This window comes from Bosea sp. 29B (assembly GCF_902506165.1).
Classification (GTDB): Bacteria; Pseudomonadota; Alphaproteobacteria; order Rhizobiales; family Beijerinckiaceae; genus Allobosea.
The window spans coordinates 111,612-135,915 of the sequence record NZ_LR733817.1 but is presented as its reverse complement, the minus strand read 5'-3'; the positions used below and the strand labels follow the sequence as shown (position 1 = coordinate 135,915).

Sequence of the window (24,304 nt, the reverse complement as noted above, 5' to 3'; positions counted from 1 at the left end):
CAGGCACGATGCTGCGCTCGCTGATCGAGGAGTTCCTGCTCTTCGTCCTGCCGTTCTGCCTGTTCGCGGGCTATCTCGTGATCCGGCGCCGCAATCCGTTCGATGTCGAGCACTGGAGCCGCCATCTGTTCTGGCTGTCGGTGGTCGGGCTCATGCTCGGCATCGGCTCCTTCATCTATACCGGCCTGGTCGCGCCGCGGCATACCGGGCCGTTCGTGCCGCCGCATGTCGAGAACGGCAAACTGGTCCCCGGCGAGTTCGACGACCGGCCGAAGCGATGACTGGCATCGAGCGGGAACGGCTATCCGGGTTGCTCGCGGCTGCCGATATCGTCGCGCTGCTCGCCGCGCTGAATCGGGACGGGGAGGAGGCCCGCATCGTCGGCGGCGCCGTCCGCAATGCGCTGCTGGGCGAGCCCATCGCCGATATCGACGTCGCCACGACCTGCCTGCCGGAGGAGACGATGCGGCGGGCGCGTGCCGCCGGCTTCAAGGCGGTGCCGACCGGGGTCGAGCACGGCACGGTCACCGTCGTGATCGACGGCACGCCTTTCGAGGTCACGACATTACGGCGCGATGTCGAGACCGATGGCCGCCACGCCGTCGTCGCCTTCGGTCGCGATTTCCGCGAGGATGCGCTCAGGCGCGATTTCACCATCAACGCGCTCGGGCTCGATGCGGCGGGCGCGCTGCACGACTACGCCGACGGGTTAGCCGATCTTGCCATGCGCCGGGTCCGTTTCATCGGCGCCGCAGGGCAACGCATCGCCGAGGATTATCTGCGGATCCTGCGTTTCTTCCGCTTCCATGCCCGCTACGGCATCGGCGAGCCTGACCCCGCCGCCCTCGATGCCTGCATCGCCGGCCGTGCCGGCCTGGAAGGGTTGTCGCGCGAGCGGGTCTGGACGGAACTTCGCAAGTTGCTCGCTGCGCCGCGTGCAGCGGAAACCCTGCAGGCGATGGCAGGCGCCGGGCTGCTGATGCCGGTGATCGGCGGTGTACCCCGCCTCTCGCGCTTCGCTGCGATTGCCGATGAGCCGGGGGAGGGCGTCTATCCGGCCTTCCGGCTGGCGGCGCTTGCGGTTGCTGTCAGCGAGGATGCGCTCAGGCTGCGCGAGCGGCTGCGGCTGTCGAATGCAGAGTTCGAGCGGGTTTCGAGCATCGCCGCGGCGCTGGAGGCGCTGTCGGGCGAGAGCGCTCTGCCGGAGGTCGCGCATCTGCGTCGCCTGGCCCACCACCTCGGAGCCGACGCGGTCGCGGGAGCGCTGGTGCTGCTGGGAACGGACGGCCGATCCGCCGATGTTCAAGCGCTGATCGCGGAGCTGGCGCGGACGCCGCCCTTCCTGCCGACCGGCAGGGATGTGCTGGGGCTCGGTGTCAGTGCCGGTCCGAAGGTCGGGCAGGTGCTCGAGGCGGCGCGGGAGAACTGGATCGAGGCGGGCTGCCCCACCGGACGCGACGTGCAATTGCGGATGTTGAGCGAGGCCGCTGCTGGAGCAAATGGCTGACCGGCAGGTCGGCGAACAGCTCTGCGCTCAGGCGACCTCTCTCATCCCCACACGCTCGTAAAGCCGCCTTGCACCAGTCGGATTGTCGATCTCGACCTTGAGATCGACGGCATCGGCGCCGCGGGCGGCGAAGGTGAGGAAGGCCTGTCGCAGGAGAGCCTCCCCGAGACCCAGCCGCCGCGCTGAGGGGTGGACCACCAGGTCCTTGATGAAGGCCGAGCTCCAGCACAGGCAGATCGCGACGACGGTGCCCCTGGCGTCCTGGGCGACGAAGACGAATGCCGGATCGAACCCGCTGTCGGCCAGAAGGGCAGCCCGCCAGTCCTCGAACGGAGGGACGCGCCCGCCGCCGAGGTTGTAGCCAGTGGCCATCAGGTCATGAATCGCAGGCAAGTCGGTGATCGCAAACGGGACGAGGCGATATCCCGCAGGCCAGACCGGCGCCGGGACAGGGATCGCCAGGTCGCGCCGCATGCGGACCCATGGCCTCACGGCCAGCGGACCGTCGGCGGCATCGAGGACAGGATCGAGGCGACGTTGCCGCCGGTCTTCAGGCCGAAGATCGTGCCGCGGTCATAGAGCAGGTTGAACTCGACATAGCGGCCGCGGCGGACCTGCTGCTCATGGCGCTCGGCCTCGCTCCAGGGCGTCGCCAGATTGCCGCGCAGGATGCGCGGATAGATGTCGAGGAAGGCCTCGCCCACCGCCCTGGTGAAGGCGAGATCGGCCTCCGGATCGCCAGTCCAGACATAGTCGTAGAAGATGCCGCCGATGCCGCGCGGCTCGTCGCGGTGCTTCAGGTGAAAGTACTCGTCGCACCAAGCCTTGAAGCGATCATAGTCGGCGACGCCGGCATGGGCCTCGCAGGGTGTCCGCATCGCGGCGTGGAAGGCGCGCGCATCCGGATCGTCCTGGCTGCGCCTGTTGTCGAGCACCGGGGTCAGGTCGGCGCCGCCGCCGAACCAGGGCTTGGTCGTCACGACGAAGCGGGTGTTCATGTGCACGGTTGGCGCGTGCGGGTTCCAGGGATGGGCGATCAGCGAAATGCCGGTGGCGTGGAAGCGTGGGTCTTCCGCCGCGCCCGGAATCTGGGCGGCGAATTCCGGGGCGAAGCTGCCATGCACGGTCGAGACGTGGACACCGACCTTCTCGAAGACGCGGCCGGACATCAGTGCCATCACGCCGCCGCCGCCCGGCGCGCCGTCATGATTGCTGCGCTGCCAGGGCGTGCGGACGAAGCGGCCGGGCTTGTCGGTCTCAGGGGGGAAGGGCCCGGCGGCCTCATCCTCGATCTGCTCGAAGGCGGCGCAGATGCGATCGCGCAGGCTCTCGAACCAGGCGCTGGCGCGCGGCTTCAGGGCTTCGACGACAGCGGGATCGACGGCTGCGGGTTGCGTGGCTTGTGCGGTCATATGTGGTCTCTTCGTCAGGCGTCGGCCGGCGCGGGATAGGCACGCAGCTGACGCAGCGCCTCGCCCACTACCATCGCCGCGGCCATGGCGACATTGAGCGAGCGCAAATCGTGGCGCATCGGGATGTGCACGGTTTCCTCTGCCGCAGCATAGACCTCTGGCGGAACGCCAGCGGATTCACGGCCGACCATGACGATGTCGCCGGGCTGGAAGGTGAAGTCGGTATGGGCGCAGGCGCCGTCGGTCTCGGCCAGGACGAGGCGATGGCCGGCCTCGCGCCGCCAGGCCTCGAAGGTGCGGAAGGAATCATGGCGCGTCACCGCCGCCCGCTCGATATAGTCCATGCCGGAACGGCGGAAATTGCGATCGGAGACGTCGAAGGCAGCCGGCTCGACGATGTCGACGGCGATACCGAGGCAGGCGGCCAGGCGGATCATGGTGCCGGCGTTCTGCGGGATGTCGGGCTGGTAGAGGGCGAGGCGCAGCATGGCGGGCGTCATGCTGCCGACGCAAGGCACACGTCAAGCGCCAGCTCGGTCATGCTCTGGCCTTCATTTGGCAGTGGACCCATATAACGAAGCGTCGTCATCGCCAGCTGCCCGAGGAGGGCGTTCCCAACTCCATGTTCGCCCCGCTCTTCCGTTTCCTTGAAAGCCGCATCGACGTCTTCGCGCCCTTCGACGAGCGGCAGACGCCGCCGACCGGCGTGTTCCGCTTCATGTGGCACCACATCAAGGGCGTGAAGGGCTGGATGGCCCTGATCATGCTCACGGGCCTCGGCTTCTCCGGCATCGAGGCGGCGATGTACCTGATGGTCGGCTGGTTCGTCGACCTTTTGACCAAGAACTCGCCGGAACAGGTCTTCAGCGAGCATGGCTGGCTGCTGATCGGCGCGGCGCTCGTGGTGACCGTGGCGCGGCCGCTGGTCTATTTCGCCAACCACGCCATCGTCGACCAGGTGGTGGTGCCGCAGATCACCAACCAGATCCGCTGGCGCAACCATGTCTACACGCTCGGCCACGCGCTCTCCTATTTCCAGAACGATTTCGCCGGCCGGCTCTCGTCGCGGGTGATCCAGGCCGGGCAGGCGATTCGCGGCGCGACGATCGAGGTCATCGACGATCTCTGGTACGCGCTGATCTTCGCCTCGGTCGCGATCGGCTTCTTCGGCTCGACCAGCCTCTGGCTCGCCATGCCGGTGATCGTCTGGCTGGCGGCCTATGTCGCGCTGCTGATCTATTTCGTGCCGCGGGCCAAGAAGCGCTCGGAGGCAAACTCGCTCGGTCGCTCGAGCACGACCGGGCGCATCGTCGATTCCTATACGAACATCCTGACGGTGAAGCTCTTCGCCCGTGCCGATGCCGAGCGCTCGGCCGTGCGCGACTCGTTGACGCGCTGGAACGCCTCCTTCCTCAACCTGTCGCGGCTGATCACCGGCGTCAGCGTCATCCTGCAGACGATGAACAGCCTGCTGGTCGTGGCGACGGCCTGGCTCTGCCTGCATCTGTGGAGCCAGGGCGAGATGACGCCGGGCGCGGTCGCAGCCTCGATCGGCCTGGTGCTGCGCCTGGTCCAGATGTCAGGCTGGCTGATCCATCTGGTGCGCGGCATCTTCGAGAATATCGGCTCGGTGCAGGAGAGCATGGAGACGATCGCCAAGCCGCACGACCTGCCGGATGCACCGGACGCGGTGCCGCTCCAGGTGGCGCAGGGCGGGGTGCGCTTCGAGCATATCCGCTTCAATTACGGCAAGCCGCAGGGGCTGTTCGAGAATCTCGACCTCGAGATCAGGCCGGGCGAGAAAATCGGGCTGGTTGGTCCCTCCGGGGCCGGCAAGTCGACGCTGGTCAACCTGCTGCTGCGGCTCTACCCGCTCGATTCGGGCCGCATCCTGGTCGACGGGCAGGACATCGCCCATGTCACGCAGGAATCGCTGCGCAGCCAGATCGGCATGGTGACGCAGGACAATTCGCTGCTGCACCGCTCGATCGGCGACAACATTGCCTATGGCCGGACCGGCGCGACGCAGGACGAGATCGCGGCGGCGGCCAAGCGGGCGGCGGCGCACGACTTCGTTCTCGGCCTTTCCGACCAGGACGGGCGCCAGGGTTTCGATTCGCGTGTCGGCGAGCGCGGCGTGAAGCTCTCCGGTGGCCAGCGCCAGCGCATCGCGATCGCCCGCGTGCTGCTCAAGGACGCACCGATTCTGATATTGGACGAAGCAACGTCGGCGCTCGACTCCGAGGTCGAGGCCGAAATCCAGGCGCAGCTTTCCACATTGATGGAAGGAAAGACTGTGATCGCGATCGCGCACCGGCTTTCGACCATTGCTGCGCTCGATCGGCTGATCGTGCTCGACAAGGGCCGGATCGTCGACATGGGCAGCCATGACGAGCTGGTGCGGCGCGGCGGGCTCTATGCCCGCCTATGGGCCCGGCAGTCCGGCGGCTTCCTCGCATTGGCCGACAGCGAGCGGATTCCGGCCTGAGTAAACTGCACGGCGGCATTGCTGCGATGCAGTGGGCTGCGGCACGCGCGACAGTAGACTTCGTCAAAACTGCATGCCAAAGAGCGCGGCAGGCGACGCGCCGCCGCAAGGCGGCTGTGTGCCCGCGTCCCTGTGGGGCGCTTGATTTGTTTCAGCCGGCCAGGCCGGCCGCCGAGCAGGGAACTGGATCGTGGCGCACGCGACCGATACGACTGGCACCGAACCCACCCGCCGCGATTTCCTGATGCTGACGACCGGCGCTTTCGCTGCCGTCGGCACCGCCGCCGTGGTCGTGCCCCTGCTCGGGCAGCTGGCTCCCGACGCGCAGGTCGTCGCTGCCGGCGCGCCGATCGATCTCGACCTCGCCCCGATCGCGGAAGGCCAGGCGATCAAGCTGTTCTGGCGCGGCAAGCTGATCTTCGTGCGCAACCGCACCAAGAAGGAGATCGACGAGGCCAAGGCCGTCGATGTCGCGACGCTGCGCGATCCGCAGACCGACGAGCAGCGCACCAAGGCGGGCCACGAGCGCTATCTCATCGTCTACGGCAATTGCACCCATCTCGGCTGCGTGCCGCTGGGCACCGCCTCCGGCGAGCCCAAGGGCGAGTTCGACGGCTGGTTCTGCCCCTGCCACGGCTCGCACTACGATTCCTCCGGCCGCATCCGCAAGGGTCCCGCGCCGCTGAACCTGCCGGTGCCGCCCTACGCGTTCACCGCGGACACCAAGATCAAGATCGGCTGAGCCTCCTGAAGGCGAGGACGGCATCGAGCGGATTTGAGAGAGCTTGAGGCGAGCATGAGCGGTCACAGCACCTACCAACCGAAGACCGGGATCGAGCGCTGGCTCGATGCGCGGCTGCCGATCGTGCGGCTGATGCACGATTCCGCGGTTTCCTATCCGGTGCCGCGCAACCTCAACCTGCTGTGGACCTTCGGCGGCATCCTCGCCTTCATGCTGGTGGCGCAGATCATCACCGGCGTGATCCTGGCGATGCACTACACGCCGAACGCGACCATGGCGTTCAACTCCGTCGAGCACATCATGCGCGACGTGAATTTCGGCTGGCTGCTGCGCTACCTGCACTCCAACGGCGCCTCGATGTTCTTCGTGGCGGTCTACATCCACATCTTCCGCGGCCTGTACTACGGTTCGTACAAGGCGCCGCGCGAGGTGCTCTGGATCCTCGGCGTCATCATCTTCCTGCTGATGATGGCCACGGCCTTCATGGGCTACGTGCTGCCCTGGGGCCAGATGTCCTTCTGGGGCGCGACCGTCATCACCAACCTGTTCTCGGCGCTGCCGGTGATCGGCGAGACGATCGTCACCTTCCTGTGGGGCGGCTACTCGGTCGACAACCCGACGCTGAACCGCTTCTTCTCGCTGCACTTCCTGCTGCCCTTCATGATCGCCGGCGTCGTCGGCCTGCACATCTGGGCGCTGCACCATGTCGGCCAGAACAACCCGACCGGCGTCGAGGTCAAGGACGTCAAGAAGGACACCGTTCCCTTCACGCCCTATGCGACCATCAAGGACCTGTTCGGCATGGTCTGCTTCATGCTGGTCTTCGCCTGGTTCGTCTTCTATCAGCCGAACTTCATGGGCCACGCCGACAACTACATCCCGGCCAATCCGGCTTCGACGCCTGCCCACATCGTGCCGGAATGGTACTTCCTGCCGTTCTACGCGATCCTGCGCGCCATTCCCGACAAGCTCGGTGGCGTGCTCGCCATGGGCGGCGCGATCGTGATCCTCGCCTTCCTGCCCTGGATCGACACCTCCAAGGTCAAGTCGATGACCTACCGGCCGATCGCGCGCCAGTTCTTCTGGATGTTCGTGCTGGTCTGCATCGGCCTCGGCTATCTCGGCGCCATGCCGGCCGACGAGCCCTATGTCACGATCTCGCGCATCCTGACGGTGCTGTATTTCGGCTTCTTCGTGGCGCTGGCGCTGATCGGCATCTTCGAACGGCCGGCCCCGCTGCCGACCTCCATCGCCGACTCGGTGCTCGGCGGCTCGGGCGCACGCCTCGGCCACGCCACCGCCTCGGCACCGCAGGCCAAGGGCTGAACGAGACCATGAGCAAGATGTCCCTCCGCCTGTCGCTCGCCGGTCTCGTCACTGGCCTTGCCATCGCTGCCGCCTCGCCGGTCCTGGCCGCCGAAGGCGGCCCGAAGCCGGCGGCGCAGCGCTGGTCGTTCGCCGGTCCGTTCGGCAAGTTCGACCAGGCGCAGCTGCAGCGCGGCTTCAAGGTCGCCAAGGAAGTCTGCGCCAACTGCCACGCGATGAGCCTGATCCGGTTCCGCAACCTGGCGCAGCCGGGCGGCCCGGGCTTCACGCCGTCGCAGGTCGCAGCACTCGCCGCGAGCTATACGAACATCAAGGATGGCCCGAACGATACGGGCGAGATGTTCGAGCGCCCCGGCCGTGCGGCCGACGCCTTCCCGGCGCCGTTCGCGAACGAGCAGGCGGCCCGCGCGGCCAATGGCGGCGCCTATCCGCCGCCGATCGACATGCTCGCCAAGGCGCGCACCTATACGCGCGGCTTCCCCACCTTCATCTTCGACATCTTCACCCAGTATCAGGAGCAGGGGCCGGACTACATCGTCGCGCTCCTGACCGGCTATGCCGAGCCGCCGGCTGATGTGAAGCTGCTGCCGGGGCAGAACTATAACAACTACATGCCCGGCCACCTGATTGCGATGCCGAAGCCGCTGAGCGACGGCCAGGTCGAATACCCGAAGGGTGCGGACGGCAAGTCACCGGTGCCGGAGACGGTCGAGCAGTACTCCAAGGACGTCGCCGCCTTCATGGTCTGGATGGCGGAGCCGCATCTCGAAGCGCGCAAGCGCATGGGCTTCCAGGTGATGATCTTCCTCGCGCTCTTCGCCGGCCTGCTCTACTTTACCAAGAAGAAGATCTGGTCGCGCCTGCCCGACCACGCCTCGGCGCACTGAGCGAGATCTGAGTTCGAAAGGGCCCCGGTGACGGGGCCCTTTTTGTTTGTGGGCGGGACCTCTTCCGCTGTTCCGAGCTCGCTGCTCTGCGACACCCGGGAATGACGACCAGCTATCCAGCGAGAAGCGGCGCCGTGTTACGGCTGTCACGAATCTCGATCCTTATCCGGCAATCATCGGAGACCCGACATGGCTGAAGCGGTTCTGGGCATCATCGGCGGCTCCGGCATCTACGACTTGCCGGGCCTGACCGATCTGCGCGAGGAGCGGATCGAGAGCCCGTGGGGCGAGCCGTCCGACGTGCTCAGGATCGGGCGGATGGGAGAGACGAAGATCGTCTTCCTGCCGCGCCATGGCCGCGGCCATGCGATCCCTCCCTCGGAGATCAACTACCGCGCCAATATCGACGTGCTGAAGCGGGCAGGGGTGACCGACCTCGTCTCGCTCTCGGCCTGCGGCTCCTACAAGGCGGAGCTCTATCCCGGGCTGTTCGTGCTGGTCGACCAGTTCGTCGATCGCACGGCCGGTCGTGCCAGCTCCTTCTTCGGCAAGGGCTGCGTCGCCCATGTCTCGGTGGCGCATCCGGTCGGCCCGGCCTTGCAGGAGCGGATCGTCGCTGCGGCGACGGCGGAGGATCTGCCTTTCATGCGGGGCGGCACGCTCGTCACCATGGAAGGCCCGCAATTCTCGACATTGGCGGAATCGCTGACCTATAAGGGCCTCGGCTACGACCTGATCGGCATGACGGCGATGCCGGAAGCCAAGCTCGCCCGAGAGGCCGAGATCACCTATGCCACCGTCGCGATGGTGACCGACTATGATTGCTGGCACGAGGAGCATGGCGCGGTCGACGTCGCCTCCGTGATCGCCGTGCTGCACGCGAATGCCGACAAGGCACGTCGGCTGGTGGCGCGGCTCGCCGCCGATTTCCCGCGCGAGCGCGAGGCCTGCCCGGCCGGCTCGCACAACGCGCTGGACTTCGCCATCGTCACGGCGCCGGAGCATCGCGATCCCAGGCTCGTGGCCAAGCTCGATGCGGTGGCCGGGCGCGTGCTGAAGGCGCAGGGCTGACGCTGCGCCGGCTTTCCCGGAACGGCCACCTCGGGTTAAGAGGAGCCGCCCCAGCCGATGGACTTTGTCATGGACCGCAGCGCGCTCGACGATCTGAAGAATGCGATCCGGACGATCCCCGATTATCCGGCACCGGGAATCCAGTTCCGCGACATCACCACACTGCTCGGCGATGCCCGCGCCTTCCGCCGGGCGGTCGACGAGCTGGTGCAGCCCTTCGCTGGCCTGAAGATCGCCAAGATCGCCGGCATCGAGGCCCGCGGCTTCATCCTCGGCGGCGCCGTGGCGCATCAGCTCTCGGCCGGCTTCGTGCCGGTGCGCAAGAAGGGCAAGCTGCCGCATGAGACGGTCGGCATGCCCTATTCGCTTGAATACGGCGCCGACGAGATCGAGGTGCACAAGGATGCGGTCTCGCGCGGCGAGCGCATCCTCCTGGTCGACGACCTCGTCGCGACCGGCGGCACGGCGGAGGCAGCAGTGAAGCTGCTCTCCTCGCTCGGGGCCGAGGTCGTCGCCGCCTGCTTCATCATCGACCTGCCGGATCTCGGCGGCGCCGACAAGATCAGGCGGCTCGGCGTGCCGGTGCGCACGCTGGTCTCCTTCGCGGGGCATTGAGGCTATGAAGATCCACGGGCGCCATTACCGCACCATCTGGCTCGACGAGGATGGTTGGGGAGTTGTCGTCATCGACCAGACGCGGCTGCCCTTCCATTTCGAGACGGTGAGGCTGGCGACTGCCGAAGAAGCCGCGCATGCGATCCGCCACATGACGGTGCGCGGCGCGCCCCTCATCGGCGCGACCGCGGCCTATGGCGTCGCGTTGGCACTGCGGGTCGATGCCTCCGATGCGGCGTTGGAAAAGGCGCTTGCGCTGCTGGGCGCGACCCGGCCGACGGCGGTCAACCTGCACTGGGCGCTGGCGCGGATGCGCCGGCGCCTGATCGACCTGCCGCAAGCCGAGCGGGCCGCTGCGGCTTATGCCGAGGCGGGGGCGATCTGCGACGAGGACGTCGCGCTCTGCCACGCCATCGGCGAGCATGGGCTCGGCGTGATCCGTGAGATCGCGGCGAAGAAGCCGGCGGGCGCGCCGGTCCATATCCTGACCCACTGCAATGCCGGCTGGCTCGCCACCGTCGACTGGGGCACGGCGCTGGCGCCGATCTATCTGGCGCATGACGCCGGCATTCCCGTCCATGTCTGGGTCGACGAGACCCGGCCGCGCAATCAGGGCGCGGCTCTGACCGCCTATGAGCTCGGCAGCCATGGGGTGCCGCATGCGGTGATCGTCGACAATGCCGGCGGCCACCTGATGCAGCATGGCCAGGTCGACATGGTGATCGTCGGCACCGACCGGACGACCGCCACCGGCGATGTCGCAAACAAGATCGGCACCTATCTCAAGGCGCTGGCGGCGAAGGACAATGGCGTGCCGTTCTATGTGGCGCTGCCCTCGCCGACGATCGACTGGACGCTCAATGACGGGCCGAAGGAGATCCCGATCGAGGAGCGCAGCCAGCGCGAGGTCACGCATCTGTTCGGCCAGAGCGAGGATGGCCGCACCGGCTTCTTCCAGGTTGCGGCGCCGGGCAGCGCGGCCTGTAATCCGGCTTTCGACGTGACGCCGGCGCGGCTCGTCACCGGCTTGATCACCGAACGTGGCATTGCACCGGCCAGCGCCGAGGGGCTGCGCCGGCTCTTTCCAGATCTTGCTCAGGGACAGGCGGCATGACCGAAGCGGCGTTGCGGCAGGAGATCGTCGAGGTCGCGCAGGCGATCGACCGCGCCGGCTTCTGCCCGTCGAAATCCGGCAATGTCTCGGCCCGCTTCGGCGACGGGTTCCTGATCACGCCATCGGGGCTGCCCTATGCGCGGACAATGCCAGAGGACCTGATTTATCTCGCCCTCGACGGAACGGTCCTGAGCGGTAGCCGCAAGCCGTCCTCGGAATGGCCGTTCCATGTCGCGATCTACAAGGCGCGACCGGATGCGCAGGCGATCGTCCACACCCATTCGCCGCGTGCCACGGCGCTGTCCTGCGCCCGGCGCGGCATCCCCGCCTTCCACTACATGATCGCGCTCTGCGGCGGCTCTGATGTGCGCTGCGCTGAGTACGCCACCTTCGGTTCGCCGGAGCTGGCGGAGAATGCGGTCAGGGCGCTGGACGGCCGCAAGGCGGTGCTGCTCGCTAATCACGGCGTGATCGCGCTGGGCGCGAGCCTGGCGGGTGCGCACACCATCGTCGCCGAGGTCGAGAATCTCGCCGGTGAGTATCTCGATTTGCTCGCGTCGAGGCTTGAGCCGGTGATCCTCGACGAAGCCGAGATGGAGCGCGTCTCGGCGAAATTCGCGGGATACGGGAAGGTCGGCTGATCCTAAGACTGGTCGAGAGAGCCCAGGTATTCCTGCACTCGTTTTTGGCCGAGTGACTCTGAGGAACTGATCTCACCGGTTGTTAACGGCTCTCCGCTATAGGGGGCCGGATGAAGCTCTCGCGCTATCTGCTCGACTCGCTTGACGCCCTCGGTATCGGCGTTTGCGAATACGATGAGCAGATGCGGGCGCTGTGCTGGAACCAGACCTTCCTGCAGATTTTCCCCGAGGACGTGGGCGAGATCTATGTCGGCGAGCCCTATGCCGACAATCTCGAGCGCTTCTATCGGCTCCGGCTCTCGCCTGAGGAGATGCCGGAGATCGCGCGGCATGTCGCCGAAGGCGTGACCCGCCACGAGAACCAGACGCAGCCCTTCGAATTCATCCATAACGGCCGCAAGCTGCGCGCCTCCTCGCTGCGGGCTCCGGATGGCGGCCGCGTGCGGCTCTGGCAGACGCTCGATGTCGAGACCCCTTCCGAGGCGGCCCCCGAATTGGTGTTGCCGGTCATGGACGCGCTGCGCTTCATCCCCGATGGCGCCACCATCCTCGACGCGAAGCAGCGGGTGATCGCTACCAACAACGCCTTCCGGCGGCTCTACGACCTGCCCAGCGGTACGCCTGTGGTCGGCCGCACCTTGGACGAGATCATCGCCTGGTGCTGGCGCGGCGCCTCGCCCATGGGCGCCTGGCGGGCGGCGATCAGCAACGGCTTGCGCTATGACGGCGTGCCCTTTGAGATCGAATTGCCCGGGCAGCGCTGGCTCCGGCTGATCGCGCGGCATAGCAAAGGTGGCGTCAGCTTCTTCACCCATGCCGACATCACCGTCGCCAAGCGCCAGCAGATGGAGCTGCTGGAAGCGCAGGAGGCGCTGCGCCGGGCCAATGCGGCGCTGGCGGAGCTGGCGGAAACCGACGGCCTGACCGGCCTCGCCAATCGCCGCCGCTTCGTCACCCGCCTCGCCGATGCCGCTGCCCGGCCGGAGCCGCTGGCGCTGATGATGATCGACGTCGACCACTTCAAGACGATCAACGACCGCTTCGGCCATCTCGTCGGGGACGCCTGCCTCAAGGCCATCGCTGAAGTCATCGCGGCTCAGGTCACCCAGGCTTCGGCGCTGGTCGCCCGGATCGGCGGCGAGGAATTCGGCGTCCTGCTCGGCGATGCGTCGATCGAGGCTGCGAAGGAGGTGGCGACGACCATCCGCCGCGCCTTGCGGCGCGTGCCCTGGCGCCTGCTTCATGACGAATTGACCGGCGTGACCGTCTCGATCGGCCTGTGCGCCGGGAAGGGGCCGCTGGACGGCACCAGCCTCCATGCCAATGCCGACGAGGCGCTCTATGCCGCCAAGCGCAACGGCCGCGACCGCATCGAGCTGGCGAGCCCGCCGGCGGCAGCGGTTTCCCGGCGCATTGCCGGATAGAGCGGCGCAATCCAAGCAGCGCGATCCATGGGATCCTGGAGCCGCATATGATCCTGGTCACGGGAGCCACCGGCCATGTGGGCGGTGCGGTCGTTCGCAGGTTGGCGGCGGCCGGACACGATGTGGTCGCGATGGTTCGGGACCCTCGAACCGCTGCGGAACAGCTGCCGCCTGGAATCGCGCTGCGCGTTGCCGACTACGATGATGCCTCCGCCCTGAGGGGCGCTTTCGCGGGTATCGATGAGGTTGTCCTGATATCGAGCGACGGCGACGCGAACGCGGTGATGCGCCATCACGCCAACGCCATCGAGGCGGCTGCCGCGGCAGGCGCGAGGCATATCGTTTTCACCAGCATCGTCGATGTCGACGATCGGTCGCCGTTCTACTTCGCACCTGTCTATCGCGACGCGGAGCGTCGCCTTGCAGCTTGCGGCGTGCCCACGACCATCCTCCGATGCAGCCTGTATTGCGAGTTCATTCTCGAGCACTGGCTTTCTTCCAGTCGGGCGTCGGGGGAGCTGGCGCTGCCCGCAGAGGACGGCCGGGTCGCACCAATCTCACGAGATGACGTAGCGGCCGCTGTGGCGGCGGTCGCTGCCAACCCCGACAAGACCGCCAGCATCCATGCGCTCACCGGAAATCCAGCGCTGGGCTTCGGCGAGATGACCGCCGCTTATGGCGAAACGGTCGGCAGGCAGATCAGCTACCGTCCCTGCTCCATCGACGAATACCGGACCGCAGCAACCGCGCAGCTCGAAGATCCCTGGCCTGCCGCATTCTCCACCTTGTGCGCGTCGATCGCACAGGGCCGCTACAGCGGGATCTCCAACGACTTCGCCGCCCTGATGGGCCGTGAGCCGGAGAGCTGCCAGGACGTCTTCCGTCGCAAGATGCCCGCCGCGAAGGCCTGATTTGCCGCGACCGCAGCGGCAGCCGCGCGCCGGCCTCAGGCCGGCTTGCGTTCGATGAAGACGCAGCCGTCGAAGCTCAGCACTGTCTCGCCCTTCTGGTTGATGCCGGTGTTGTGGTGGAAGAACAGGCCCCAGTCTGGCCGCGAGAAACTCGGGCGCTTGTCGGCGACGGCCGAGTGATAGGTGATGCGGTCGCCGGCATAGACCGGTTTCAGCCAGCGCAGGTTCTTGAAGCCGGGTGAGGGGCCAAGCCGAGGGGCCGCGGTCGGCGCCAGCATGGCCTCCTGTCGGCGGCGGTGGCTGACCATCGCTGCCATCCAGCCCGCCGCCGTGTGCCAGCCCGAGGCGCAGAGGCTGCCGAACGAACTCTTGCGCGCTGCCTCCTCATCCATATGGAAGGGCTGCGGGTCGAAGGAGCGGGCGAAGGCGACGATCTCCTGCGGCGTGAAGACGAGGCTGCCGAGCTCATAGCTGTCGCCGATCACGAGCTCGTCGAAATAGCGGGGAGGGGCGGTTGGTTGCGTGGGCGGCTCGACCGCGGTGATCAGCTCCGGTGCCTGATAACTGGCGGAATGCGCCAGCCAGTCGCCGGGTACGGCCTCGAAACCCGAACCGCGGCGGCCGAACATCACCCAGTTGGTCTGCTCGACCACCGGCTCGCTGCGCTGGTTGATGAGCTCGAAGCGGAACTTCACCAGCCCCATCTCCGGTCGCGAGCGCGATTCCTTGGTCTCGGCGATGGTCCAGCGCAGGCGCAGCGTGTCGCCGGGCTTGACTGGGCGCAGCCACTTGACCTCCTCGACACCCGGCGAGCCCATCGAGGTCGTATCGAGGAAGAAGGTCTCAGCGGCGAGCCGCATCAGCAGCGCACAGCTGTGCCAGCCGGAGCCGATCAGCGAGCCGACGAAGCTCGCCTTGGCCTTGTCGGGATCGATGTGGAAGTCCTGCGCGTCGAAACGCCTTGCGAAAGCGAGGATGTCGTCCTGTGAGACAGGAAGCGAGCCGTACTCGTTGACCGAGCCCGGGACGAAGTCCTCGAAGTAGAGCATCGCTAGTCCATCTCGTTGATCAGGCGCGTATCCTGCGCGGGAGACCGCCGATGATCGAGTGGAAAACGCGCAAGCTCCGAATGTTCACCGGACATGGCGCCGGAGCGGTTTCCGCTCCGGCGGCAGAGGCTCAGTTGGCGAAACGGAAATGCAGCACGTCGCCATCGGCGACGACGTATTCCTTGCCTTCGAGGCGGAACTTGCCGGCCTCGCGCGCTCCAGCCTCACCCTTGTTGGCGATGTAATCCGGGTAGGCGATGGTCTCGGCGCGGATGTAGCCCTTCTCGAAATCGGTATGGATCACGCCGGCCGCAGCGGGCCCCTTGGTGCCGTTCTCGATCGTCCAGGCGCGGGCCTCCTTCGGCCCGACGGTGAAATAGGTGACGAGGTTGAGCAGGGCGTAGCCGGCGCGGATCACGCGGTTGAGGCCGGGCTCGTCGAGGCCGACGGCTTCGAGATAATCCTTCTGGTCGGCGGCCGGCAGCACCGCGATCTCGCTCTCGATCTTGGCGGAGACCACGACGGCGACCGCGCCTTCCTCGGCGGCGCGCGCCTTCACCTGCTCGGAGAAGCCGTTGCCCTTGTCGGCGCTCGCTTCCTCGACATTGCAGACATAGAGCACCGGCTTGGAGGAGAGCAGGCCGAGCATCTCGAACGCCTTGCGCTCATCTGCCGCGACCTGGACCAGGCGGGCCGGCTTGCCCTCGCGCAGCAGCACGAGGCAGCGGTTCATCAGGTCGGCGGCTTCCTTGGCCTCCTTGTCGCCGGACTTGGCCTTCTTCTCCAGCGGCAGGACGCGCTTCTCGAGGCTTTCGAGATCGGCGAGCATCAACTCGGTCTCGATGATCTCGATGTCGTTGACGGGCGAGACCTTGCCCTCGACATGGGTGATGTCGCCATCCTCGAAGCAGCGCACGACATGGGCGATGGCGTCGCACTCGCGGATGTTGGCGAGGAACTGATTGCCGAGGCCTTCGCCCTTGGAGGCGCCGCGCACGAGCCCGGCGATATCGACGAAGGTCAGCCGGGTCGGAATGATCTCTTTCGAGCCGGCGATGGCGGCGAGCTGCTCCAGCCGCTCATCGGGCACGGCGACGTCGCCGACATTCGGCTCGATGGTGCAGAACGGATAGTTCGCCGCCTGCGCCGCCGCCGTCTGCGTCAGCGCGTTGAAGAGGGTCGACTTGCCGACATTCGGCAGGCCGACGATACCGCATTTGAAGCCCATGCTTGCCTGTCCAGTGCATCGCGGCGGGTTTCGTCGCCGCGGAAAAAGCGTTTTCGGTTCTCCCGCGCGTTATTGGGTCCAGAGCAGCAAAAGACAAGATGGCGGGCGCGGGCGCGGCTCACGCGAACGTGCATGGCGGCTCGATTGCCGTGCGCGCACGAGTGGGGCGCGACAGAAAAAGTTCGGTTACCGGAGCTGCTACATGCGCCTTGCCTTGATCGGCCTCGTCACGCTCTTCGCCGCAGGAGCACAGGCGCAGACGCCGCAGACCCGCATACGCGGCACGGTCGAGCGCCTCGATGGCCAAGCGCTGACGGTGAAGACGCAGGAGGGCGCGACGACGGTCGCTCTCGCACCCAATTATTCGGTCGGCGCCGTGGTCAAGGCCGGGATGGCCGATATCAAAAAGGGCAGCTTCATCGGTGTCGGCGCGCGCCCGCAACCCGGCGGCGGGCTGACGGCCGTGCAGGTCTTCATCTTCCCCGAGGCGATGCGCGGCACGGGCGAAGGGCATAAGCCCTGGGCCGTCCTGCCGGATTCGACGATGACGAACGCGACGGTGGCCGAGACGGTCTCGCGTGTCGACGGCGGCAGCGTCACGCTGACCTATCCGGGCGGCGAGCAGACGATCGCGATCACGCCCGAAGCCAACATCATCATGGCCGCGCCGGCGCAGGCTGCCGATCTCGTCGCCGGGGCGCAGGTGGCGCTGACCGCGAGCCGGCAGGCCGATGGCAACCTGTCGAGCAGCCGGGTGACGATCGCCAGGCCAGGTGCTCAGCTGCCGCTTTGAGAGCCGAGCTCTAATCAGACGCCTTCTCGCCGAGGCGTTTCACCGCGCCATGGCCGCGCGCCTCCATGAACAGGTGCACCTTGTTCTGGAAGCCGGCATCGTCATGGGCGGCGAGCAGGGCGGCATTGTCGGCGCAGGCCGTGCAGAGGTCCTCGACCCAAGGCTCCTCGGCCTTGCCGAAATCGTTGAGCACATAGGCGTGGACCAGCGCCTTGTCGCCGGGATGGCCGATGCCCATCCGCACCCGGCGATAGTCGTTTCCGATCGCCGCGGTGGTCGAGCGCAGGCCGTTATGGCCGGCATTGCCGCCGCCGAGTTTCACGCGCAGCTTGGCGGGGGCCAGGTCGAGCTCGTCATGGAAGACGACGACGTCGGCGGGGGCGACCTTGAAGAAGCGTGCGGCTTCGCCGATCGCGCGGCCGGACTCGTTCATATAGGTCTGCGGCAGCAGCAGCAGGGCCTTCTCGCCGCCGATCGTCGCTTCGCAGGCATAGCCCTGGAAACGGGCGCGCCAGGGCGAGGCGTTGCAGGCGCGGGCGATCGCCGCGACCGCCATGAAGCCGATATTGTGGCGGTTGCGGGCATAGCGTTGGCCGGGATTGCCGAGGCCTGCGAAGATCAGCATCGTTCGATGTCCGCTAACCCATAGTCAAAAGCAAAACGGCCGGGCATGCCCGGCCGTCCGTTGGTTTCGTCAAGCTGACGAAAGACCGGCTCAGGCCTTGGGGGCCTCGGCCTCGGCTGCAGCCGGGGCTTCCGCCTCGACGGTCGGGGGCACGATGGTGACGAGCGTCGGATTGTCGCGCGCCGTCAGCGTCACGCCGGCCGGCAGCTTGATCGCGTCGGCATGCAGGGTGTCACCAACCGCAAGGCCGGCGACCGAAACCTCGACGAACTCGGGGATGTTCTCGGGGGCGACTTCGATCTCGAGGGAGTGCTCGACGATCTGCAGGGCGCCGCCGCTCTTGAGGCCCGGCGACTGCTCCTGGCCGACGACGTGCACGGGAACCTCGACCTTGATGGTCTGGCCGGCGGCGACGCGCAGGAAGTCGACGTGGATCGGGAAATCCTTGACCGGGTCGAGCTGGTAGTCGCGCGGAATGACGCGCGTCTTCTTGCCGTCGACGTCGATCTCGAACAGCGTGGTCAGGAAGTGACCAGCATAGATCATCTGGCGGGTCTTGTTGGCATCGAGCGCGATGGCGACGGGCGTTTCGCCCGCGCCATAGATCACGGCGGGAGTGAGGCCCTGGCGACGAACTTCCCGGGCGGCCCCCTTGCCGACCTGGGCGCGCGCCGAAGCCTGAATCTGCTTCACGGCGGTCATGTGTTTGATCCTTAGTTCTTCAAAAGACATGGCCGCCTGCCGGCGGCCATTGCGGTTCGCGCCCCTGCCTCCAAGGGTGTCAGTGGGGCGCAGGCAGGCTCATAGGCGAAACCGGCGACAATCTCAAGTCCGGAGCCGGATTTCAGGCGGCGCTGGCGGCCGGGCGCGCCGGCGAGCTCGACAGCGCGCGGCTGAAACTGCCGACGAAGGCGGGCACCGCTTCGGCCGGCATCGGCCGCGAATAATGATAGCCCTGGCCGAGGCAGCAGCCCATCGCGGCCAGGCGCCGGGCCTGGCCGTCGGTCTCGATGCCCTCGGCTACGATCCGCATGCCGAGCCGGCTGGCGACGCCGATCAGCGCCTCGACGATCGCGCCGTTCCTGGTTCCGCCCTCGATGCCGGCGACGAATGACTTGTCGATCTTGATCGTGTCGACCGGAAAATCGAGCAGGTGGGTGAGCGAGGCGAAGCCGGTGCCGAAATCGTCGAGCGCGACCAGGATGCCGCGTTCGCGCAGGGCTTCCATGGTCCGCGCGACTCCGTCGCGGCGCCCGCCCATGATCACCTGCTCGGTGATCTCGACGACGAGGTGCTCGAGCGGCACCTGCGCCCGTTCGAACGCCCTGACGATGCGCTGGACGAGATCGCCCTTCTGGAAGTCGGCGGAGGTAACGTTGAGCCCGACGAAGGGAATCGGCAGGCTCTCGCGCCGCCAATGCGCCATGTCGGCGGCGATCGCAGGGAGCATCTGGTTGGAGATGCGATGGGCGAGCTTGGGATCGAGCAGGGCGTCCTGGAACTCGCCGGCGGCTACCACGCGCCCGTCGTCTAGACGTAAGCGCGCCAGTGCCTCCATGCCCCGAATCTCGCCGGTGTCGAGCCGGACGATCGGCTGGTAGTAGGGGATCAGGCGGCCGGCGCTGAGCGCGTCGCCGACGCTGCGGATCGTCTGGATGCGACGGGTCATCGAGGTCCGCAGGCCGCCCTTGAAGCGGACATAGCCGCCACGCCGGGTCTCCTTGGCGTGGTAGAGCGCGAAATCGGCATTCTGGCGCAAGGTGACGCTATCGGCACCGTCTTCCCCGGCGATGGCCCCGCCGATGGTGACGCTGGGGACGATGCTGGTTCCCTCGCAGTCGATCGGCTGATGCATCGCGGCGAGGATGGCGCCGGCGACGCCGCGCAGCTGCCCGGCCTTGTCGCAGCCGGAGACGAGGACAGCGAACTCGTCGCCGCCGATCCTGAACGCCGTTCCCTCCGGCGCCACCGCGGCCAGCCGCGCGCCGACCGCCTCGATCAGCCGGTCGCCGACAGCGTGTCCCATGGTGTCGTTGACCGCTTTGAGGTGGTCGATGTCGATCAGGATGAGGCCGAAGCGGGATGAGGCCCGCCGTGTTGCCTGGGCGATCGCCTCGTTGAAGCGGGCACGGTTCGGCAGGCTGGTCAACGTGTCGAAATAGGCGAGGCGGTGATTGCGGGCGTTCACCTCCTCATGCTCGATCGCGATGGCGCAGAGATGCACGCAGGTCTCGACGATCCGGCGCTCGAACGGTGTCGCACCGCGCGGCTCGCGATAATAGAAGGCGAAGCTGCCGACGATCCGCCCGTCCCGCGCCGCGATCGGGCTCGACCAGCAGGCGTGCAGGCCGAGCGGCAGCACGAGCGCGCCATAGCCGTCCCAGAGCGGGTCATTGGCGATGTCGGTCACCTCGACCGGGCTCTTGCGGTAGATCGCGGTGCCGCAGGAGCCGACGCGCGGGCCGATCGGGATGCCGTTGATCGCTTCGCCATAGGATCGCGGCAGGCTCGGCGCCGCGAGCGGCCGCAGCCGGAAATCGTCGTCGATGGTGACGACCGAGCAGACGACGCCGGGAGCGAGCGCTTCGACCCGCTTGCACAGCGTGGTCATGATCGCCGCCAGCTCCTCACCGCGCGCGATCGATTCCAGGATGGCGTTTTGCAAGGATTGCAGACGCTCGACGGAACCGGGACGGCGCATCGGGATACTCGGCGGGACGGGAGGAGCCATCATGCCGCAAGGGCATGAAACCGCCGTTTCCCGCTTAGGTCGAATTGTCGGCTTTCCCGTCCTCAGGCGGGAGAGAGCCCGATCCGCTCGTCGCGCCGGCGCAGCAAATGCATCAGCGGCAGGGCGAGCAGCACCATCCAGGCCTTGCCGATGATCTGTCCGGTCAGGAAATCGAGGCTGCCGAAGGCGAGCCAGAGAAAGACCAGGCTGTCGACGACGAGCCCGAGCACGCTCGAAGCCGCGATGGCCGCGACGAAATGGCGGCGCTGCAGCGGCGTATAGACCGCAAAATCGGCGAGCTCCGAGAGCAGGAACGCCGTGGTCGAGGCCAGCACGATCGCCGGCGGCGCCAGCATGCCGGAGATCAGCGTGCCGATCGCGATTGCGCCGAGGCCGGCGAACGGGCCGAGGCGCCGCTGGACGATGTCGCGCAGGACGAGCGCGAGCCCGACCATCAGCACGCCGCTCGGCGCCTTGATGCCGGGCGCGACGGGCACGAGGCAGGGGCCGTCGGGCACACAGACGGTGCCGACATTCCCGATCATCCAGTTGGCGAGCGGGATGGTCAGGGTGAAGAGGGCGAGGGCGATGTAGCCCTCGATCTGGCGCTGCCGATCAATCGTCATGCTTGGGTCCGCTGTCGTCCGGCGCGGCCTCATAAGCCGCAAAGCCCCTGGCTCGCAAGTCGCATGCCGGGCAATGGCCGCAGCCATAGCCCCAGGGATGGCGCTTGCTGCGGTCGCCGAGATAGCAGCTATGCGTCTCCTCGACCACCAGGTCGAGCAGCGGGGCGCCGCCGAGCTCCTTCGCCAGGGCGAAGGTCTGCGCCTTGTCGCGCCACATCAGCGGCGTATGCAGCACGAGCCTCCGGTCGAGCCCGAGGCCGAGCGCGACCTGCATCGCCTTGATCGTGTCGTCGCGGCAGTCCGGATAGCCGGAATAATCGGTCTCGCAGACGCCGAGCACGATGTGCTTGCAATCGCGGCGATAGGCGAGCGCGGCGGCGAAGGTCATGAAGATCAGGTTGCGGCCAGGAACGAAGGTGGTCGGCAGGCCGGTCTCGGCGAAAGCGATCTCGCTCTCGCTGGTGAGCGCGGTGTCGGAGATCGCGCCCAGCGTCCTCAGGTCGAGCAGGTGATCCGGTCCGAGCCTGTCGGCACGGGCGGGCGACAGGGCAGGCAGCCTCGCGAGGATCGTCTCGCGGCATTCCAGCTCGATGCGATGGCGTTGGCCGTAGTCGAAGCCGACCGTCTCGACGGCGGAAAAGCGCTCCAGCGCCCAGGCCAGGGCCGTGGTTGAATCCTGGCCGCCGGAGAAGAGGACGAGGGCCCGGTCCGCGCCGGCCGAGATGGCCGCCATCGCGCGCCTCCCCTCAATCGAACAGGCTGGAGACGCTCGACTCGCTGGCGGTGCGCTCGATCGCCTCGCCCATCAGCCCGGCGATGGAGATGACGCGGATGTTGCGCGCCACCTTCACCGCTTCGGTCGGCATGATCGAATCGGTGATCACGAGCTCCTTGAGCTTGGAGGAGGCGATACGAGCAACTGCGCCGCCGGAGAGCACGCCATGGGTGATGTAGGCGTAAACCTCCTTGGCGCCCTGGGCGAGCAGGGCGTCGGCGGCGTTCACCAGCGTGCCGCCGGAATCGACGATGTCGTCGATCAGGATGCAGGAGCGGCCCTCGACCGAGCCGATGATGTTCATCACCTCCGACTCGCCCGGCCGGTCGCGGCGCTTGTCGACGATGGCGAGCGGCGCATCGATGCGTTTGGCGAGGGCACGGGCGCGCACCACGCCGCCGACGTCAGGCGAGACGACCATGGCGTTCTTCCACTCGAGCCGGTCCTTGATGTCGCGCGCCATCAGCGGGGCACCGAACAGGTTGTCGGTCGGGATGTCGAAGAAGCCCTGGATTTGGCCGGCATGCAGGTCGAGCGTCAGCACGCGGTCGACGCCGGCATGGGCGATCAGGTTGGCGACCAGCTTGGCCGAGATCGGGGTGCGGCCGGAGGCGCGCCGGTCCTGCCGCGCATAGCCGAAATAGGGGATCACCGCCGTGATGCGCCTGGCCGAGGAGCGGCGCAGCGCGTCGGTGATGATCAAGAGCTCCATCAGGTGGTCGTTGGTCGGGAACGAGGTCGACTGGATGATGAAGACATCCTGGCCGCGGACGTTCTCCTGGATCTCGACGAAGATCTCCATGTCGGCGAAGCGCCGGACCTGGGCCCGGGCGAGCGGGACGTCGAGATGGCCGCAGATGGCTTCGGCGAGCGGGCGATTGGAATTGCCGGCGACGACTTTGAAGGAGGAGGCCATGCCGGGTGCACCCGAAACGCAGATAAAGGTGAGCCGTCCGAGCGGGGGCGGTCCAGTTTCGAAGGGCTCATAACAGCGTGATGACGCCGAGTCGACCGAAGAGGTGCAGCATCCCCATGCAAATGCTGCACTGCAGCGGGGTGCGGCGCACGTTTCGCGGGAAAGCGAAGAAGGCTTGCTCCGGAACCGCTTCGTCATTCCGGGTTCAGGCCTGACGGCCTGTCCCGGAAAGACGGCGCGGCTCTACGTGAGCCCGGCGCCTAGCGCTTCTTCTCCGTATCCGCCTGGGCGGTGCGGGTCTTGCTCTTGGCGTCCGGCTTCGCCTCCGGCACCGGTGCGGTCGTCAGGAAGCCCGCGATCGCGTCGGCCGATTCGGACGCGGCCTTGGCGACGATGGTCTGGTCGATGCCGGCCCAGGGGTCGCCGCCGCCGGCGCGGCGGCCGAGGCTCTCGCCCTGGACGCGCTGGGCGCGCTTCTTGCTCTCGTCATAGACGTCCCAGACGAAGGCGAGCGCAGTCTGGCCGTCCTCGGTCGGCTGGGCCGTGAGGTAGCCGCGCACCCGGAATCGGGCCGGCTTGTCGCCGGGGACGATCTCCATCTTGCGCTCGGCTGCGGCTTCGCCGAGCAGGCCGGCGAAATGCGCCGTCACCTGGTCGGGGGCGCCCGAGATGCTCTGGACCGAGACCGGAACGCCCGGCGCATCGACGCGCGGTCGCGGCGCGGTCGCGGTGGTGGTTTCCTGGCAGCCTGCGAGCGCAAGCGCGGCGAGCGGCCCCAGAACGAGGCCGTTAAAACGTACCGACATGACGCCTCCCGCCCTTTGTTCGGGCTTGGATTGCTGGTCTTCCCTGCGGCGCTCGTTGTAAGCGCAACCATCCTGAAGGTCCAGACAGGGCAATGGCGAGGCGAAACGAGGCGGTGGCGCCGCGGCGATTGCGCTCCCGGCGCTCCTTCGCCATATCTCCCGCGAGGGCGCATGGAGCGCCTGCCGGAGAGCTCCGATGGTCAGCACGTCCAACCGTATCCTCGACGACATCGCCCGGCTGGCGACCGATGCCGCCGGCGCGGCGCAGGGCGTGCGCCGCGAGGTCGAGACCGTGGTCAAGACCCAGATCGAGCGGCTGCTGCGCGATCTCGACGTGGTGACACGCGAGGAGTTCGAGGCGGTGCGCGAGATGGCGCTGCTGGCGCGCGAGGAGAACGACAAGCTCGCGGCGCGACTGGCGGCGCTCGAGACCAAGTCCGCGTCGAAGTAACTCCTCTGTCAAGTTTGGCCAGCGGCCGGCCAACAGCTTCGCGTTGTGGACAGTCCCGCTAAGGGATTGAGACCGGCGTCGAATCCGCAGAGCTTGCATCGCGTACCGGGTGCCGACGGGCTCGATCAGAACCGCGCAGGTTCTGTTAGGGCTCCTGACTCGCCTG

26 protein-coding genes are annotated in these 24,304 nt (G+C 67.3%); 14 read left to right on the top strand and 12 right to left on the bottom strand.

Features of this window, described 5'->3' with window-relative positions:
• The first annotated feature begins 8 nt into the window (after positions 1-8).
• A complete protein-coding gene (locus GV161_RS00755) occupies positions 9-281 on the top strand; it encodes a DUF6111 family protein (protein ID WP_152012299.1) in 273 nt (90 codons plus the stop codon).
• Positions 278-1,507 carry a CCA tRNA nucleotidyltransferase gene (locus GV161_RS00750; RefSeq protein ID WP_152012300.1) on the top strand — a complete coding sequence of 410 codons (1,230 nt, stop codon included), beginning with the start codon at positions 278-280 and terminating at the stop codon, positions 1,505-1,507. Before GV161_RS00755 ends, GV161_RS00750 begins: the two co-directional genes overlap by 4 nt.
• A 27-nt stretch (positions 1,508-1,534) precedes the next feature.
• On the opposite strand, the gene GV161_RS00745 is transcribed toward GV161_RS00750, so the two are convergent.
• The 3 genes from GV161_RS00745 to GV161_RS00735 form a co-directional block, all read right to left on the bottom strand.
• Complete coding sequence (locus GV161_RS00745) at positions 1,535-1,900, bottom strand: GNAT family N-acetyltransferase (protein WP_201302965.1); 366 nt, start codon at positions 1,898-1,900, stop codon at positions 1,535-1,537.
• A 95-nt stretch (positions 1,901-1,995) separates the two neighbouring features.
• Positions 1,996-2,919, bottom strand: a complete 924-nt coding sequence (hemF, locus tag GV161_RS00740) for an oxygen-dependent coproporphyrinogen oxidase (RefSeq protein ID WP_152012302.1) — start codon at positions 2,917-2,919, stop codon at positions 1,996-1,998.
• A gap of 14 nt (positions 2,920-2,933) precedes the next feature.
• Positions 2,934-3,407: a tRNA (cytidine(34)-2'-O)-methyltransferase gene (locus tag GV161_RS00735; protein ID WP_152012303.1), complete on the bottom strand. Its 474-nt coding sequence runs from the start codon at positions 3,405-3,407 to the stop codon at positions 2,934-2,936.
• Positions 3,408-3,541: 134 nt separating this feature from the next.
• On the opposite strand from GV161_RS00735, the gene GV161_RS00730 reads away from it, so the two are divergent.
• The 10 genes from GV161_RS00730 (at position 3,542) to GV161_RS00685 (ending at position 14,138) form a co-directional block, all read left to right on the top strand.
• Positions 3,542-5,407, top strand: a complete 1,866-nt coding sequence (locus GV161_RS00730; protein WP_152012304.1) for an ABC transporter ATP-binding protein — start codon at positions 3,542-3,544, stop codon at positions 5,405-5,407.
• Between the two features lie 190 nt (positions 5,408-5,597).
• Positions 5,598-6,149 carry a ubiquinol-cytochrome c reductase iron-sulfur subunit gene (gene petA, locus GV161_RS00725; RefSeq protein WP_280179017.1) on the top strand — a complete coding sequence of 184 codons (552 nt, stop codon included), beginning with the start codon at positions 5,598-5,600 and terminating at the stop codon, positions 6,147-6,149.
• 54 nt (positions 6,150-6,203) lie between these two features.
• Positions 6,204-7,475, top strand: a complete 1,272-nt coding sequence (locus GV161_RS00720; RefSeq protein WP_152012305.1) for a cytochrome b/b6 — start codon at positions 6,204-6,206, stop codon at positions 7,473-7,475.
• A gap of 8 nt (positions 7,476-7,483) precedes the next feature.
• Positions 7,484-8,362, top strand: coding sequence for a cytochrome c1 (locus GV161_RS00715; protein ID WP_193219476.1), 879 nt, complete (start codon positions 7,484-7,486; stop codon positions 8,360-8,362).
• Positions 8,363-8,551: 189 nt separating this feature from the next.
• Positions 8,552-9,433, top strand: coding sequence for an S-methyl-5'-thioadenosine phosphorylase (locus tag GV161_RS00710; protein WP_152012306.1), 882 nt, complete (start codon positions 8,552-8,554; stop codon positions 9,431-9,433).
• Positions 9,434-9,502: 69 nt separating this feature from the next.
• A complete protein-coding gene (locus tag GV161_RS00705; RefSeq protein ID WP_152012499.1) occupies positions 9,503-10,048 on the top strand; it encodes an adenine phosphoribosyltransferase in 546 nt (181 codons plus the stop codon).
• A 4-nt stretch (positions 10,049-10,052) separates the two neighbouring features.
• A complete protein-coding gene (gene mtnA, locus GV161_RS00700) occupies positions 10,053-11,162 on the top strand; it encodes an S-methyl-5-thioribose-1-phosphate isomerase (protein ID WP_152012307.1) in 1,110 nt (369 codons plus the stop codon).
• Positions 11,159-11,803 (top strand): class II aldolase/adducin family protein, encoded by a 645-nt coding sequence (locus GV161_RS00695; protein ID WP_152012308.1) that lies wholly within the window; start codon positions 11,159-11,161, stop codon positions 11,801-11,803. Before mtnA ends, GV161_RS00695 begins: the two co-directional genes overlap by 4 nt.
• A 110-nt stretch (positions 11,804-11,913) precedes the next feature.
• Entirely contained in the window at positions 11,914-13,227 is a 1,314-nt protein-coding gene (locus GV161_RS00690; RefSeq protein WP_152012309.1) for a sensor domain-containing diguanylate cyclase, read from the top strand.
• Positions 13,228-13,274: 47 nt separating this feature from the next.
• Complete coding sequence (locus GV161_RS00685) at positions 13,275-14,138, top strand: NAD(P)H-binding protein (protein ID WP_152012310.1); 864 nt, start codon at positions 13,275-13,277, stop codon at positions 14,136-14,138.
• A gap of 35 nt (positions 14,139-14,173) precedes the next feature.
• On the opposite strand, the gene GV161_RS00680 is transcribed toward GV161_RS00685, so the two are convergent.
• Positions 14,174-15,187, bottom strand: coding sequence for a MaoC family dehydratase (locus tag GV161_RS00680; RefSeq protein WP_152012311.1), 1,014 nt, complete (start codon positions 15,185-15,187; stop codon positions 14,174-14,176).
• Positions 15,188-15,317: 130 nt separating this feature from the next.
• Positions 15,318-16,415 (bottom strand): redox-regulated ATPase YchF, encoded by a 1,098-nt coding sequence (gene ychF / locus GV161_RS00675; protein WP_152012312.1) that lies wholly within the window; start codon positions 16,413-16,415, stop codon positions 15,318-15,320.
• Positions 16,416-16,617: 202 nt separating this feature from the next.
• Here ychF and GV161_RS00670 point away from each other — a divergent pair, with 202 nt between their 5' ends.
• Complete coding sequence (locus GV161_RS00670; protein ID WP_152012313.1) at positions 16,618-17,208, top strand: hypothetical protein; 591 nt, start codon at positions 16,618-16,620, stop codon at positions 17,206-17,208.
• 10 nt (positions 17,209-17,218) lie between these two features.
• Here GV161_RS00670 and pth read toward each other — a convergent pair whose 3' ends face one another.
• The 7 genes from pth to GV161_RS00635 all read right to left on the bottom strand — a co-directional run bounded on the left by pth (position 17,219) and on the right by GV161_RS00635 (position 23,687).
• On the bottom strand, positions 17,219-17,833 hold the full coding sequence (gene pth, locus GV161_RS00665) for an aminoacyl-tRNA hydrolase (protein WP_152012314.1): 615 nt from the start codon (positions 17,831-17,833) through the stop codon (positions 17,219-17,221).
• 90 nt (positions 17,834-17,923) lie between these two features.
• On the bottom strand, positions 17,924-18,535 hold the full coding sequence (locus GV161_RS00660; protein ID WP_152012315.1) for a 50S ribosomal protein L25/general stress protein Ctc: 612 nt from the start codon (positions 18,533-18,535) through the stop codon (positions 17,924-17,926).
• A 142-nt stretch (positions 18,536-18,677) separates the two neighbouring features.
• Positions 18,678-20,534 carry an EAL domain-containing protein gene (locus tag GV161_RS00655; protein WP_159650086.1) on the bottom strand — a complete coding sequence of 619 codons (1,857 nt, stop codon included), beginning with the start codon at positions 20,532-20,534 and terminating at the stop codon, positions 18,678-18,680.
• Between the two features lie 92 nt (positions 20,535-20,626).
• Positions 20,627-21,190 carry a VUT family protein gene (locus tag GV161_RS00650; protein WP_152012317.1) on the bottom strand — a complete coding sequence of 188 codons (564 nt, stop codon included), beginning with the start codon at positions 21,188-21,190 and terminating at the stop codon, positions 20,627-20,629.
• On the bottom strand, positions 21,180-21,923 hold the full coding sequence (queC, locus tag GV161_RS00645; protein ID WP_152012318.1) for a 7-cyano-7-deazaguanine synthase QueC: 744 nt from the start codon (positions 21,921-21,923) through the stop codon (positions 21,180-21,182). The genes GV161_RS00650 and queC overlap by 11 nt, the downstream gene beginning before the upstream one ends.
• 13 nt (positions 21,924-21,936) lie before the next feature.
• Entirely contained in the window at positions 21,937-22,881 is a 945-nt protein-coding gene (locus GV161_RS00640) for a ribose-phosphate pyrophosphokinase (protein WP_152012319.1), read from the bottom strand.
• Positions 22,882-23,141: 260 nt separating this feature from the next.
• On the bottom strand, positions 23,142-23,687 hold the full coding sequence (locus GV161_RS00635) for a hypothetical protein (protein ID WP_100964120.1): 546 nt from the start codon (positions 23,685-23,687) through the stop codon (positions 23,142-23,144).
• Between the two features lie 196 nt (positions 23,688-23,883).
• Between GV161_RS00635 and GV161_RS00630 the strand changes: the two genes are divergently transcribed.
• The gene (locus GV161_RS00630) at positions 23,884-24,138 is read left to right on the top strand and encodes an accessory factor UbiK family protein (protein WP_152012320.1); all 255 of its coding nucleotides are present in this window, start codon (positions 23,884-23,886) and stop codon (positions 24,136-24,138) included.
• Positions 24,139-24,304: the final 166 nt, after the last annotated feature.